12 protein-coding genes and 1 riboswitch are annotated in these 13544 nt (G+C 70.5%); of the genes, 2 read left to right on the forward strand and 10 right to left on the reverse strand.

What is annotated here, in order from left to right; translation table 11 throughout:
- Window positions 1-104 precede the first annotated feature (104 nt).
- A complete protein-coding gene (locus ABZV34_RS23250; protein ID WP_356279758.1) occupies window positions 105-725 on the forward strand; it encodes a TetR/AcrR family transcriptional regulator in 621 nt (206 codons plus the stop codon).
- A gap of 82 nt (window positions 726-807) precedes the next feature.
- On the opposite strand, the gene ABZV34_RS23255 is transcribed toward ABZV34_RS23250, so the two are convergent.
- Both ABZV34_RS23255 and ABZV34_RS23260 read right to left on the reverse strand, forming a co-directional pair.
- The gene (locus ABZV34_RS23255; protein ID WP_356280000.1) at window positions 808-1593 is read right to left on the reverse strand and encodes an SGNH/GDSL hydrolase family protein; all 786 of its coding nucleotides are present in this window, start codon (window positions 1591-1593) and stop codon (window positions 808-810) included.
- A 275-nt stretch (window positions 1594-1868) separates the two neighbouring features.
- Entirely contained in the window at window positions 1869-2786 is a 918-nt protein-coding gene (locus ABZV34_RS23260) for a LysM peptidoglycan-binding domain-containing M23 family metallopeptidase (protein ID WP_356279761.1), read from the reverse strand.
- A gap of 4 nt (window positions 2787-2790) precedes the next feature.
- A riboswitch (cyclic di-AMP (ydaO/yuaA leader) is annotated at window positions 2791-2945 on the reverse strand.
- A 566-nt stretch (window positions 2946-3511) separates the two neighbouring features.
- Here ABZV34_RS23260 and ABZV34_RS23265 point away from each other — a divergent pair.
- Window positions 3512-4309, forward strand: a complete 798-nt coding sequence (locus ABZV34_RS23265; RefSeq protein ID WP_356279764.1) for a tyrosine-protein phosphatase — start codon at window positions 3512-3514, stop codon at window positions 4307-4309.
- A gap of 59 nt (window positions 4310-4368) precedes the next feature.
- Here the strand turns inward: ABZV34_RS23265 and ABZV34_RS23270 are convergent, their stop codons facing one another.
- The 8 genes from ABZV34_RS23270 to shc all read right to left on the reverse strand — a co-directional run bounded on the left by ABZV34_RS23270 (window position 4369) and on the right by shc (window position 13519).
- The gene (locus ABZV34_RS23270) at window positions 4369-4521 is read right to left on the reverse strand and encodes a DUF6126 family protein (RefSeq protein ID WP_356279767.1); all 153 of its coding nucleotides are present in this window, start codon (window positions 4519-4521) and stop codon (window positions 4369-4371) included.
- On the reverse strand, window positions 4518-5171 hold the full coding sequence (locus tag ABZV34_RS23275) for an XRE family transcriptional regulator (protein WP_356279769.1): 654 nt from the start codon (window positions 5169-5171) through the stop codon (window positions 4518-4520). Before ABZV34_RS23275 ends, ABZV34_RS23270 begins: the two co-directional genes overlap by 4 nt.
- A 189-nt stretch (window positions 5172-5360) precedes the next feature.
- Window positions 5361-6761 carry an aspartate aminotransferase family protein gene (locus ABZV34_RS23280; RefSeq protein ID WP_356279772.1) on the reverse strand — a complete coding sequence of 467 codons (1401 nt, stop codon included), beginning with the start codon at window positions 6759-6761 and terminating at the stop codon, window positions 5361-5363.
- The gene (gene dxs / locus ABZV34_RS23285) at window positions 6758-8656 is read right to left on the reverse strand and encodes a 1-deoxy-D-xylulose-5-phosphate synthase (RefSeq protein ID WP_356279775.1); all 1899 of its coding nucleotides are present in this window, start codon (window positions 8654-8656) and stop codon (window positions 6758-6760) included. The genes ABZV34_RS23280 and dxs overlap by 4 nt, the downstream gene beginning before the upstream one ends.
- A gap of 28 nt (window positions 8657-8684) precedes the next feature.
- Window positions 8685-9842 (reverse strand): flavodoxin-dependent (E)-4-hydroxy-3-methylbut-2-enyl-diphosphate synthase, encoded by a 1158-nt coding sequence (gene ispG / locus ABZV34_RS23290; RefSeq protein ID WP_356279778.1) that lies wholly within the window; start codon window positions 9840-9842, stop codon window positions 8685-8687.
- Between the two features lie 4 nt (window positions 9843-9846).
- Entirely contained in the window at window positions 9847-10869 is a 1023-nt protein-coding gene (gene hpnH, locus ABZV34_RS23295) for an adenosyl-hopene transferase HpnH (RefSeq protein ID WP_356279781.1), read from the reverse strand.
- A 5-nt stretch (window positions 10870-10874) separates the two neighbouring features.
- Window positions 10875-11516, reverse strand: a complete 642-nt coding sequence (locus ABZV34_RS23300) for a 1-hydroxy-2-methyl-2-butenyl 4-diphosphate reductase (protein ID WP_356279784.1) — start codon at window positions 11514-11516, stop codon at window positions 10875-10877.
- On the reverse strand, window positions 11516-13519 hold the full coding sequence (shc, locus tag ABZV34_RS23305; RefSeq protein ID WP_356279787.1) for a squalene--hopene cyclase: 2004 nt from the start codon (window positions 13517-13519) through the stop codon (window positions 11516-11518). Before shc ends, ABZV34_RS23300 begins: the two co-directional genes overlap by 1 nt.
- Window positions 13520-13544: the final 25 nt, after the last annotated feature.

Consider the following 13544-nt stretch of genomic DNA (forward strand, 5'->3'; position numbering starts at 1 on the left):
CTCAACTCCCTCGCCGACTACCTCACCAAGATCGGAACCACCGACCAGAAAACAGAGCAGAACTAACCCTCAGGATTTCTGGCGCATCACACTAGGGTTGCCGCGTGGCGAGGGTGCGGTTGAGCGTGGCGGAGCGGCGGCAGGAGTTGCTGCGGGCCGCCATCGGACAGATCGAGGCGCGGGGCGTGGCGGCGGTACGGATCGCCGACGTCGCCTCGTCGCTCGGTGTGAGCAACGCGTTGGTGCTGTATCACTTCTCCACCAAGGAGAAGCTGGTCGCGGCCGCGTTCACCCATGCCGCCGAGGACGACCTCGCCCATCTGAGCAAGCTGCTCGGCCGTCGTACGTCCGCGCTGCGACGGCTGCGCGCGGCCGTGCGCTGGTACGCGCCCACCGGCCAGGCCAAGGGCTGGCGACTGTGGATCGAGGGCTGGGGCGCGGCCCTGCGCGAGCCCGCGCTGCGCGAGGTCACCCGTGATCTCGACACGCAGTGGAAGGCCGCGATCACCGAGGTCATCGCGGAGGGAGTGGCCGGCGGCGAGTTCCGGTGCCCGGATCCCGCCGGGACCGCACTGCGGCTGACGGCGCTGCTCGACGGTCTTGCGGTGCAGATGACCTCCTACGCGGGAGCGGTGTCGCGGGCGCGGGCCCAGGAGTGGGTGGACGACGCGCTCGCGCGGGAGTTGGGGCTCGACCGGGCCGCCCTGACGGCGGCGGTGCGCTGAGGCGCCCGCCCCGGCGCACCGCCGCCGTCGGGGCGGCCTTCCCCACGGTCCCGCCCGTCGGCCGCCCGCGGTGTCACCCCGCTCAGGCGACGGTCCCGATCCGCATCTTGATGTCGTCCGGCGAGAGGCTGCCCTTGGCCGCCACGTGGTCGCCCGAGGACTCCCCGCGCAGCCTTCGTCCGATCCACGGCACGAGGTACTCGCGTGCCCAGTGGATGTCGTCGCGCCGCACCTCCAGCGTGCCGCGGGGCGGCAGGGGAGGCCAGGGCTGGTCCGGGTCGGCGGGCACGTCGAGGCCGAGGACCTGGCCGGCCCGCAGCGCGACCCTGGTGTGGCCCTCCGGCGACAGGTGCAGTCGGTCGCCGTCCCAGGCGCGCCGGTCCTGGACCGTCTTGAGGGACCACAGGTCGAGGACCGGACAGCCGTAGCGGTCCGCGATGGCCCGTACATGCCCGTTGTACGTGGCGATCTTGCCGCGCAGGTGCTTCAGCACCGGGACGCCGCGGGTGTCGAAGCCGGTCGTCACCATGACGGTGCCGACGGCGGAGGTGAGGTCGGCGACCGCGCGCTCGAAGCGCTCCGCGACCTCGTCGGGGTCGGTGCCGGGCCGGATGATGTCGTTGCCGCCCGCGCAGAAGGAGACCAGGTCCGGGGCGAGTTCCTTGGCCCGCCGGAGCTGGTCGTCGATGACCTGGTCGAGCAGTTTCCCGCGCACGGCGAGGTTGGTGTAGGTGAAGTCGCCTTCCGGCTGCCGGTCCGCGAGCAGCACCGCGAAACGGTCCGCCCAACCGACGAAGGCTCCTTCGGGGCCGGGGTCGCCGACGCCTTCGGTGAAGCTGTCCCCCACCGCCACGTACGACCCGATCACCGCTCTGTTGTCACTCTTCGAATCGTTTGCCACATCGAGCCATGATTCACCTTGGGATGTGAGCTACGCGACCGTAGGAATGGGTTGACGGGTGGTGAGATAAGCCACTCATAAAAATTGGCCGAAATCCGGAATAGGGCTCTCTCAGGCGTGGTTGAACAGCCACCGCGCCTGGACGCCCGAGATCCGGAAAGGGCGGCGGCGCGGCACTGACGAGACACCGAGGGCCGGACCCCGTGAAGCGTGGGGTCCGGCCCTCGGGACGTGTGGGGGCGTCAGGCGACGACGACGCCGTGGGCGCGCAGGTACGCGACCGGGTCCACGTCCGAGCCGTAGACGGGGGTCGTGCGGATCTCGAAGTGCAGGTGCGGTCCGGTGACGTTGCCGGTCGCGCCGGAGAGGCCGAGCCGCTGCCCCGCGGTCACGGTCTGCCCCGCCGAGACGGAGAGCGCGGACAGGTGGGCGTACTGCGAGTACCGCCCGTCGGCGTGCTGGACGACGACCTGGTTGCCGTACGCGCCGCCCCAGCCGGCCGAGACGACGGTGCCCGCGGCGACGGACCTGACCGTGGTGCCGGTCGGGACCACGAAGTCCACACCGGTGTGGTAGCCGCTGGACCACATGCTGCCGGGCACCTTGTAGCCGGTGCCGATGGTGGCTCCCTCGACGGGCAGGGTGTACCCCGCGTCGGCGGCCTGGGCGGCCTTGGCCGCGGTGGTGTCGGTCGCGGTGGCCGTCTCGACGGCGGGCCGCACGGAGAGCGCGGTGGCGGAGCCCACGGACGAGACGGACGACAACTCCGCCGCCTGCGGCGTGGCGCCGGCCGCGGCGCTCCGCCCCACGATCGTGAGCTTCAGGCCGGGACGGATCAGCTTCGGATCACCGCCGACGACCGCGCGGTTGTCGGCGTAGAGCTTCTTCCAGCCGCCGCTGACGTGCTGCCGGTCCGCGATCTTCGCGAGCGTGTCACCGGACTTCACGACATAGGTCTTCTCCCCGTCGGCCGCGGCGGGCGCGGAGACCGTCGTGATCTTCTGCACGGCGGACGGGACGGCTGCCGCCGGGGCCGCCGCATGGGCGCAGACGGCGCCCATCAGCGGCAGGGCGAGCGCGGCACCACCGGTGCCGGCCAGGGCGATCGAGCGGGGCAGGCGCAGAAACCTGGGACGACGGTGCTTACCCTTCGCGGGCATGACGCATTCCTCTCCGGCGCCTGCGAGGTGAGCTGTCGGGTGCGGGCTGGAGATGCCCGGCCGCGCGGGCGCGGCTGTACCCCTAGCCGTTCCGGAGACCGGAACAGGCGTCGTACCTGTGGGTCCCCCGCTCCTGCCGCGTACGGGTGAGTGCGGATTCCGGGCGGCGGCAGGATTGGGCGTCCGTCCGGATTGAGGGCGAACGTAGGCGAGAGAACAGCGCGTCGACAACTGTCCGCGATCTCCGTACGACCACCTTTCTTGATCGATGTCCTGATTGTCCGTCACCCTCCGTGCGCGGTGCCCCTTTCGACCCCGGCGATCCCCCGGGCCGCGCGGCACCCCGGGGGACGAAGGTCGCAACGCATCGTCACGTATATGACGCTGCTCACGCACGACACCCCAGAGGGCCCTTTCTCGGGACGAGTTGGACTGAAAGCGACATTTCCCCCACACCGGTCACACGTTACGAAATCTGACGACTGACGCATCGAGATCCCCACACGGTTCCGCGGCCGCCGCGCGGACCCCTCCGTCGCTCCGCTGCCGCGCGAGGACGGGGGTCGTGAGGTGCTCCGGCGCGGAGGTCGTCAAGGCCGTCCCACCTCGGAGGCGACGCCTGTGGACAACTCATCGCCCGAGGTACCCATGTCGTATCGTCGAGAGGCGATTCCCGTCGGCGAGCGACGACGAGCGGTGCCGACGGCCCTATGGGAGGAGCCCCCGTGACGCAGCAGGTCCCGTCGACCGAGCCGGAGCTGGCCGGAGTGCGCAACTTCCGAGACGTGGGCGGCCTGCCCACCGTGGACGGCCGGCGGGTGCGGTCCGGGCGGCTGTTCCGCAGTGGCCACCTCGCGCACGCCACGAAGGAGGACGCCGCGTTCCTCTCCTCCCTCGGGCTGCACACGATCTTCGACTTCCGCAACGCCTCGGACCAGAAACTGGAGGGGCCGGACGTCGAGCTGCCCGGCGTACGGAACGTGAATCTTCCGCTGACCGACCCGGCCGACGGCAGCGAGTTCTGGAAGATGGTCCGTGACGGCGAGCTCGACCAGCTCCGTGCCCACCTCGGCGACGGCCGGGCGGCGGACCGGATGATCGGTTCGTACCGGACGATCGTCACCGAGCGGACGGCCGAGCACTCCCAGGTGCTGCACGCCCTGGCCGAGGACAGCGTGCCCGCGCTCATGCACTGCGCGGCGGGCAAGGACCGCGCGGGCCTGTCCATAGCCGTGACGCTGCTCGCCGTGGGCGTCGAGCGCGACGCCATCGTCGCCGACTACCTGGAGTCGAACGCGCGCCACCGCCGCTACAAGGTGCACCGCAACGGCACCTCGGACACGCCCAGCTCCCCCGAGGTCATGGAGCTGCTCAGCCCGCTGTTCGACGCGCGGGCCGAGTACCTGACGGCGGCCTTCGAGACGATCGAGGAGACCTGGGGCGGCGTCGACGGCTATCTGGAGGAGGCCCTGCGTCTCACCCCCGAGCTGCGGGACCGGCTGCGCGACAGGCTCCTCGACTGACGTCCACGGGCCGTGCGGCCCACGGCCGTGCGCCCCGCGGCCGTGGCCGTGCGCCGGGTCTACTGGTTCTGCGCCCCCAGCGTGAACAGCAGGTAGATGAAGGCCGCGAAGAGGTGGCCGACGGCCACGTAGATGATCAGCCGCACCCACAGCGCACGGGGGAGCTTGTCCTCCATGGACCGCCGGTGGCCGGGCTCCGTGGGTTCCGTCATGACGTCTCTCCTAGGGTCGGGTGCGGCGCCGCCGGGCCGAGGCACAGCGCGGCGGCGGGGCTCTGCAGCAGGGTGTGTACGAAAAGGAGGTCGGCCCCCGCCTGGTCGGCGGCGGCTATACGGTGCGGGGTCAGCGAGTCGAAGTGCGCGCTGTCCCCGGGCGCGAGCACCTGCGTGGTGTCCCCGAGGCGCAGCCGCAGCCGTCCCTGGAGGACGTGGAGCCACTCCTCGCCGGGATGGACGCGCACGATGTCGCCCTGGGAGCCGTAGGGGACGTGCACCCGCAGCGCCTGCATCCCGCGGCCCGGGGAGCCGGCCTGCCAGTAGGTCCAGCCGCCCGCCGCGGTCGGCTCCATGTCGGTGGCCCGGACGATGGCGTCCCGTTCGGCGGCCCTCTCGCCCAGCAGCTCCGAGACCGTCGTACTGTAGATACGGGCGAGAGCGAGCAGCATCGGCAGCGAGGGCTGGCGCTGCCCCGTCTCCAGCCGGGAGAGGTGAGCGGCCGAGAGCCCGGCGGCGCGGGCCGCGGCCTCCAGGGTCAGGGAGGCACGGCGGCGCAGCTCACGCAGCTGCGGCGCGACGATGGGCAGCAGATCGGCTGTCCCGGTCTCGGGCGGCGTGTCCGCCGCCCCCGGCTCGATGGGGCTCATGCACTCCATTGAGCCGCATTATTGCCTCTCGGGCAAATTTGTTGCCTCAGAGGCAAAGATCTCGTCGACGGTGCCGGATCAGGGGGCCTTCCGCCGTGCGAGCCCACCCTCGCGCACCGTACCCCTCCCAGGCGCGTCCGTCCGGTCCCGTCGGACAGGCGGCGCCCGACGGGACCGGACGGACATGCTCTAGCGGTTCGCCACCGCCTGCTTGACGAGTGTCTTCCCGAAGTCCCACATCAGCCCGCCGCCGCTGTGCGCGTCGTCCATCACGGCGACGAAGGCCTCCATGAACCGGTCCACGTCCCGCTCGCCCACGATCAGCGGCGGGATCAGTTTGATCACCTCCAGGTGGTCCCCGGAGACCTGGGTCAGGATGCGGTGCCGCTGCAGCAGCGGGACGACGACCATCTGCGCGAAGAGCCCCTTGCGCGCTGCCTGCAGCATGGTCCAGCGGCTGCGCAGCTTCAGCGACTTGGGCCGCCCGAACTCGATGCCGATCATCAGGCCCCGGCCACGGACGTCACTGAGCAGCTCGTAGGTGTCGACGAGCGCCGCGAGCCGGGTCTTCAGCTGCTCTCCCGTCGCCCGCGCGTTCGCGACGACCTGCTCGTTCTCCATCACCGAGAGCACGGCGAGCCCGGCCGCCATGGCCTGCGCGTTGGACCCGAAGCTCGCCGAGTGGACGAGGACCCGGTCCATCGACGAGTAGACCTTCTTGAAGATCCAGTCCTTGCCGAGGGTGGCGCCGACCGGCACATAGCCGCCGGACAGCGCCTTCGCCACGCACACCAGGTCGGGTTCCACGCCGTCCTCGTGCTGGTAGGCGTAGAAGTCCCCGGTCCGCCCCAGGCCCGTCTGCACCTCGTCCGCGATGAGCAGCGCCTTGTGCCGGTGCAGCAGTTCCTGGGCGGCACGCAGATAGCCGGGCGGGGCCTCGTGCACACCCTTGCCCTGGATGGGCTCGACGATGAGCCCCGCGACGTCGCCCCGCTTCAGCTCGCCGGCCAGCGCGTCGAGGTCGCCGAGCGGGACGGCGGTGTCGGGCAGCAGCGGGGCGAAACCGTCGCGGAACCCGTCCTCGCCGTTCACGGACAGCGACCCGGTGGTCAGCCCGTGGAAGGCGTGGGAGCAGTAGAGGATCCTCGGCCTGCCGGTGGCGTACCGGGCGAACTTCAGGGCGGTCTCCACCGCCTCCGTACCGCTGTTGGCGAAGAACACCCGGTCCAGGTGCGGGCTGTGCGTGAGCAGTTTCTCCGCCAGCAGCCCGGGCAGGGGCTGGCAGTCGAAGCGGGTGAGGTCGGCGAGCGAGGCGTCCAGGACGTCGTGCAGCGCCTGGCGGACGACGGGGTGATGGCGGCCCAGGCCCATCACCCCGAACCCGGCGAGCATGTCCAGGTAGTCGTTGCCGTCCGCGTCCCAGAAGTGCGCGCCCTCGGCCCGCTCGTACACCTTGTCGAAGCCGATGGTGTGCAGCATGCGCGGGAGCTGGTGGTTCAGGTACTTGGTGTGCAGCTCGTAGCGCTCGGCCCCGCGCTCGGCCAGCAGCGCGCCGAGGTCGAACTCCCGTTTCCCGGAAGGGGTGGTCATTCCTGTTTCTCCTTGGACAACTCGTCCTTGACTGCCAGGGCGGCCCCGATCCGCCCCGCGATCTCGACGGGCGTGAGCCCGATGTCGGCCAGCACCTCCGCGCGCTTGGCGTGCGCGAGGAACTGCTCCGGGATTCCGAACCTCCTTACGGGTACGTCCACTTCGGCGTCCCCGAGTGCCAGTGCGACCGCCGAGCCGACGCCGGCCGCCCGGCTGTTGTCCTCGACGACCGCCACGAGCCGGTGTTCGGCCGCGAGGCCGGGCAGCGCCGGGTCGACGGGTTTCACCCAGCGCGGGTCGACGACGGTGCAGCCGATGCCCCGGGCCTCCAGCAGTTCGGCGGCCTGGAGGCAGACCGGCGCCATGACGCCGACGGCCACCAGGAGCGCCTCCGGGGTCGCCGCGGACCGGTGCAGGACGTCGAGGCCGCCCACCCGGTCGGTCGCCGGGACCGCGGGCCCGACCGACTCCTTCGGGAACCGGATGAGCGTCGGCGCGTCGTCGACGGCGACCGCCTCCCTCAGCTGGGCGCGGAGCTGGTCGGCGTCGCGCGGCGCGGCGATCCTGAGGCCCGGCACGACCTGGAGCACGGACAAGTCCCACATGCCGTTGTGCGAGGCGCCGTCGACGCCGGTGACACCGGCCCGGTCCAGTACGAAGGTGACGCCGCAGCGGTGCAGCGCGACGTCCATCAGGAGCTGGTCGAAGGCCCGGTTGAGGAAGGTGGCGTAGACGGCGACGACCGGATGCAGGCCGCCCGTGGCGAGTCCGGCCGCGGAGACCGTGGCGTGCTGCTCGGCGATCCCCACGTCCCACACCCGGTCGGGGAACAGCTCGGCGAACCTGCCGAGTCCCACCGGGTGCAGCATCGCCGCCGTTATCGCCACGACGTCCTCGCGCTCCTCCCCGATCCGGGCGATCTCGTCGCCGAACACCGAGGTCCAGGACGGCCCGTTGGAGGGCGCGAGCGGCTCGCAGGTCAGCGGGTCCATCACGCCCACCGTGTGGAAGCGGTCCTCCTCGTGGGCGAGTGCCGGTTCGTAGCCGCGGCCCTTCTCCGTCAGACAGTGGATCAGCACCGGCCCGTGGAATCGCTTCGCGCGCCGCAGCGCGGACTCCACGGCTCCGGTGTCGTGTCCGTCGATCGGGCCGACGTACTTGAGTCCGAGGTCCTCGAACATGCCCTGCGGGGCGAAGGCGTCCTTGAAGCCCTTCTTGGCGCCGTGCAGGGACTCGTAGAGCGTGGGTCCGACGACGGGGGTGCGCAGCAGCACGTCCTTGCCCCAGGCCAGCACCTTCTCGTAGCTGTCCGTCGTCCGCAGGGTGGCGAGGTGGTTGGCGAGGCCGCCGATGGTCGGCGCGTACGAGCGTTCGTTGTCGTTGACGACGATGATCAGCGGACGGTCCTTCGCGGCGGCGATGTTGTTCAGCGCCTCCCACGCCATCCCGCCGGTCAGCGCGCCGTCGCCGATGACCGCGACGACATGACCCTTCTCCCCCTGCACCTGGCGGGCCTTGGCGAGGCCGTCCGCCCAGCCGAGCGCCGTGGAGGCGTGGCTGTTCTCGATGATGTCGTGCTCGGACTCCTCGCGCGAGGGGTAGCCGGACAGGCCCCCCTTCCCGCGCAGCTTGGAGAAGTCCTGACGTCCCGTCAACAGCTTGTGTACATAGCTCTGGTGACCGGTGTCCCACAGGATGCGGTCGACGGGTGACTCGAAGACCCTGTGGAGGGCGATGGAGAGTTCCACCACCCCCAGATTGGGCCCGAGATGTCCACCGGTCCTGGCGACCGCCTGCACCAGGAACTCCCGGATCTCATCGGCCAGTTCACCGACCTCCGCCTCGGACAGCGCCTTCAGGTCGCGTGGTCCCCGGATGCTCTCCAGAATCGTCACGCTCGGGCCCCCTCTCGATCCGTGGTGATCAACTCACGGTGACGGCCGGTTCCCCGGACCCGACGCCGTCGTTCTCCATCTGCTCGGCGATCTTCATCGCCTCCTCGATGAGGGTCTCGACGATCTTCGACTCGGGCACGGTCTTGATGACCTCGCCCCTGACGAAGATCTGCCCCTTGCCGTTGCCGGAGGCGACCCCCAGGTCCGCCTCCCGCGCCTCTCCGGGGCCGTTGACGACGCAGCCCATGACCGCGACGCGCAACGGGACCTCCATCCCCTCCAGACCGGCCGTGACCTCGTCGGCCAGCTTGTAGACGTCCACCTGGGCGCGCCCGCAGGACGGGCACGAGACGATCTCCAGGCGCCGCTGGCGCAGGCCCAGGGACTCCAGGATCTGGATACCGACCTTGCACTCCTCGGCGGGCGGCGCGCTCAGGGAGACCCGGATGGTGTCCCCGATGCCCTCGGCGAGCAACGCCCCGAAGGCGACCGCCGACTTGATGGTCCCCTGGAACGCCGGCCCGGCCTCCGTGACGCCCAGATGCAGCGGGTAGTCGCAGGCCGCCGCCAGTTGGCGGTAGGCGTTGACCATGACGACCGGGTCGTTGTGCTTGACCGAGATCTTGATGTCCCGGAACCCGTGCTCCTCGAAGAGGGACGCCTCCCACAGCGCCGACTCGACGAGCGCCTCCGGCGTCGCCCTGCCGTACTTCTGGAGCAGGCGCGGGTCGAGCGAGCCCGCGTTCACACCGATCCGGATGGGCGTGCCCGCCTGCGAGGCGGCGCGCGCGATCTCCTTCACCTTGTCGTCGAACTGCTTGATGTTGCCCGGGTTGACCCGCACCGCCGCGCAGCCCGCGTCGATGGCGGCGAAGACGTACTTCGGCTGGAAGTGGATGTCGGCGATCACCGGGATCTGCGACTTGCGGGCGATGGTCGCGAGGGCGTCCGCGTCGTCCTGTGTGGGACAGGCGACCCGGACGATCTGGCAGCCGGACGCGGTGAGTTCCGCGATCTGCTGCAGGGTGGCGCCGACGTCCGACGTACGCGTCGTCGTCATCGACTGCACGGAGACGGGTGCTCCTCCCCCGACCGCCACCGGTCCGACCTGGATCCGCCGTGACACACGGCGCTCCGCGATCGGCCGGACCGGCACCTCGGGCAGGCCCAGGGAAACGGCGGTCATGACGTCACCCTTTGCTCTCCGTGAACGTCTCGCGAGCGGCACGCAGGGACTCCTTGAGGGAGCCCATGGTGGCGAGGACGGCCGTCGGCTCGTAGCCGCAGTGCGCCATGCAGTTGGCGCACCTCTCGTCCTTGCCACGGCCGTAGGAGTCCCAGTCGGTCTCCTCCAGGAGCTGCCGGTACGTCGGCACGTACCCGTCGCTCATCAGGTAGCAGGGCCGTTGCCAGCCGAAGAGCGAGTAGCTCGGGATCGCCCACGCGGTGCACGGGAAGTCGACCTTGCCCTCCAGGAAGTCCAGGAAGAGCGGGCTCTGGTTGAGCCGCCAGCGGCGCCGGTTGCCGCCCGAGAAGGCCTTCTTGAACAGCTCGCGGGTCTGCTGCACGCCGAGGAAGTGCTCCTGGTCAGGAGCCTTCTCGTAGGCGTAGGCGGGCGAGAGCATCATCTCGTCGACCTTCAGGTCGTCATTGAGGAAGTTCAGGACCTCGATGACGGTCTGCGGGGTGTCGGTGTTGAAGAAGGTCGAGTTGGTGGTGACCCGGAAGCCGCGTCGCTTGGCCTCCTTGATGGCCTCGACCGCCTCGTCGAAGGTGCCCTCCTTGGCCACGGACTCGTCGTGCCGCTCACGCAGGCCGTCGATGTGCACGGCCCAGGCGAAGTACGGCGAGGGCTTGAACTTGTCCATCTTCTTGCGCATGAGGAGTGCGTTGGTGCAGAGGAAGACGAACTTCTTCTTGGCCACCAACTGCCGCACGATCTCGTCGATCTGCGGGTGCATCAGAGGCTCGCCGCCCGCGATGGACACCATCGGGGCACCGGACTCCAGCACCGCGCCGACGGCCTGGGCCACCGGCATCCGCTGCTTGAGCACCCCCGCGGGGTGCTGGATCTTCCCGCAGCCCTCGCATTTGAGATTGCACGCGAAGAGCGGTTCCAACTCCACGAGCAGGGCGAACTTCTCCCGCTTCCTGAGCTTCTGTTCAAACAGATACGCAGCGACCTTCATGGACTGCCGAAGCGGCATGGCCATCTGGCTCACCTCCGAGGGAGCAGCAAAGAACGGTGCCATTCAAAGAAAGCGGGAAGGATGGCACGGAGAACACGGAAAGCTGATATTCCACCGCGCACCGTGCCGATACGGACGAGTTCATGTTCTGGAGCGTCCACGACCACCCGGACGGCCGCAACCGGACGTGGACCCGCGAGGACGGCGCTGTGCAGCGTCGCCGCGGACTCCATGTCGACCGCGACGGCCCCGGTGGCGAACAGGTCCGACCGTTCGTGACCGCGGACGACGTGATCGGAGCCGGTGAGCGGCCCCGTATGGACGGTGCGCCCGGGTACGACGCGCACCAGCTCCTTGACCAGCAGTTCGGTGCCCACGCACGGAGTGCTGCCGCGCGGATCCCGGGTCTCCTCGGCGACCACCAGGTCGCCGGGGTGCATGCCCGGGGCGAGCCCCGCGCAGAAGCCCGTGGCCAGGACCGCGGCCTCGCGCAGCGCGGGGTCGGCGAGGACCCGGCGGAGCGAGAGCTCCGCGGCCGTGGGGCCCATGCCGGTGCGCAGGACGGTGACGGGCCCGTCGGAACCGCTCAGGTCGCCACTGCGCAGGGCGAGGCGCTCGATGCCGAGCGCACAGGCGATCAGCAGCGGGGCCGGTTCGGGCTTCGTACTCATCAACCCCCCTTGGCCTCGGCGAACGGCTCGCCGTTGACATAGCGGCCGAGCGCGGTGAGCGGGAAGACCTGCCGGTAGAGGTGGTAGTTGATCGAGAAGTCCCACGGAAACCCGGTGCCGGTGAAGTACGGCTCGTCCCAGGAGCCGTCGGGCAGCTGGGTCTCCGCGAGCCAGGCGACACCGCGCTCCACGGCCTTGGAGTCGCGCTCCCCGGCCGCGAGCAGCGCGAGCAGCGCCCACCCGGTCTGGGAGGCGGTCGAGGCGCCCCGGCCGCTCCACTCGGCGGCGTCGTCATAGGAGCGCAGGTCCTCGCCCCAGCCGCCGTCCTCGTTCTGGACGGTCTCCAGCCAGCCGACCGCCCGGCGGATCGCCGGGTGCGAGGCGGGCAGGCCGGCGGCCGTCAGCGCGGGCACCACCGACCCCGTGCCGTAGATGTAGTTGACGCCCCAGCGCCCGAACCACGAGCCGTTGGGCTCCTGTTCGGCGAGCAGCCACTCGATGCCCCGGCGGGTACGTGGGTCGTGCGAGAGTCCCTCCACCGCGAGCATCTCCACGACGTGCGCGGTGACGTCCGCGGACGGCGGGTCGATCACCTCGCCGAAGTCGCAGAACGGCAGCCGGTTGGGAAAGGAGCTGGTGTTGTCGACGTCGAACGCGCCCCAGCCGCCGTCCTTGGACTGCATGCCGAGGTTCCAGCGCACGCCGCGCCCGATCGCCTTCTCCACGCGTTCCGGGTCGTGGTGGCGCACCCGGCGCAGCGCGAGGACCACCTCGGCGGTGTCGTCGATGTCGGGGTAGTTGTCGTTGTGGAACTCGAACGCCCAGCCGCCCGGGGGGAGATGAGGGCGTTTCACCGACCAGTCGCCGGGTCTGACGATCTCCTCGCCGAGCATCCAGTCCACGGCCTTGACCAGCTGCGGATGGTCGGCGGGCAGGCCCGCGTCGGCGAGCGCGATGGTCGCCAGGCAGGTGTCCCACACGGGCGACTGACAGGCCTCGATCATCCGGGCCCCGTCCTCGCGCCACACCGTGAAGCGGTCCAGGGACTTCAGCCCGGCACGCATCACCGGGTGGTCGAGGTCGTAGCCGAGCAGGTGGAGCGCGATGACGGAGTACACCGCGGGCGGCTGGATGCCGCCCCAGCAGCCGTCGTTCTCCTGCCGTTCGATGATCCACCGCGCCGCCGCGTTCATGGCGGCCCTGCGCAGCGGCCCCGGTGCGACCTTGCGGTACCGGTGCAGCGCCTTGTCCAGCCGCTGGAAGACCCCGTTCCAACTCGCCACGGGGGCCGTGGGCCTGACCGGATGGGGATTGCCCGGGTCGGTGTGCAGCTCGTCCAGCGGGAACGGCGCGGGCCGCACCGGGCGCTTCCCCGAGACGATGGTGAGCGGCACGATCGTCTGTCGCGCCCAGCATCCGAAGTCGTAGATGTTGAGTGGCATCCACTTCGGGAAGTAGATGAGTTCCGGCGGGAGTTCGGGGAGGTCGTCCCACTTCCACCAGCCGAACAGGGCGAGCCAGATCCGGGTGAAGACGCGCGCCGAGGCGATGCCGCCCCGCTCACGGACCCACGCGGCGGCCTTCGCCATGTGCGGCGCGTCGGGGGCGTCCCCGGCCAGCCGCAGGGCGACGTACGCCTCGACGGTGGCGGAGAGGTCTCCGGGACCCTTGTAGAAAGTGGCCCAGGCTCCGTCCTCACGCTGTTCGCCCCGGATGAACAGACCGGCGGCGTGGGAGGTCGTCTCGTCGAGGATTCCCAGAAACTGGCGCAGGAGCAGATCCTCGGCGTCCATCGTGACGTTCGTCTCGAGGTCGCCCTTCCACCAGCCCTCGGCGTCCTGCCGCGCGAGCAGGTAGCCGGTGGCACGCTGTATGGCGTGCTCGGCGACGTCTCGGGTCTCGACTGTCCCGGCCGCCACGGGAGTCGTCTCTGGCTGGATTTCGCTGGCCGCGGCAGCGCGGGGCGGCAGTGCCCCGGTGCTTCCGTCGGTCGTCGCTGTCATGGCTTCCCCTTCGTGCAGTGGTACG

The organism is Streptomyces sp. NPDC005195, assembly GCF_040608315.1.
Classification (GTDB): domain Bacteria; phylum Actinomycetota; class Actinomycetes; order Streptomycetales; family Streptomycetaceae; genus Streptomyces; species Streptomyces kaempferi.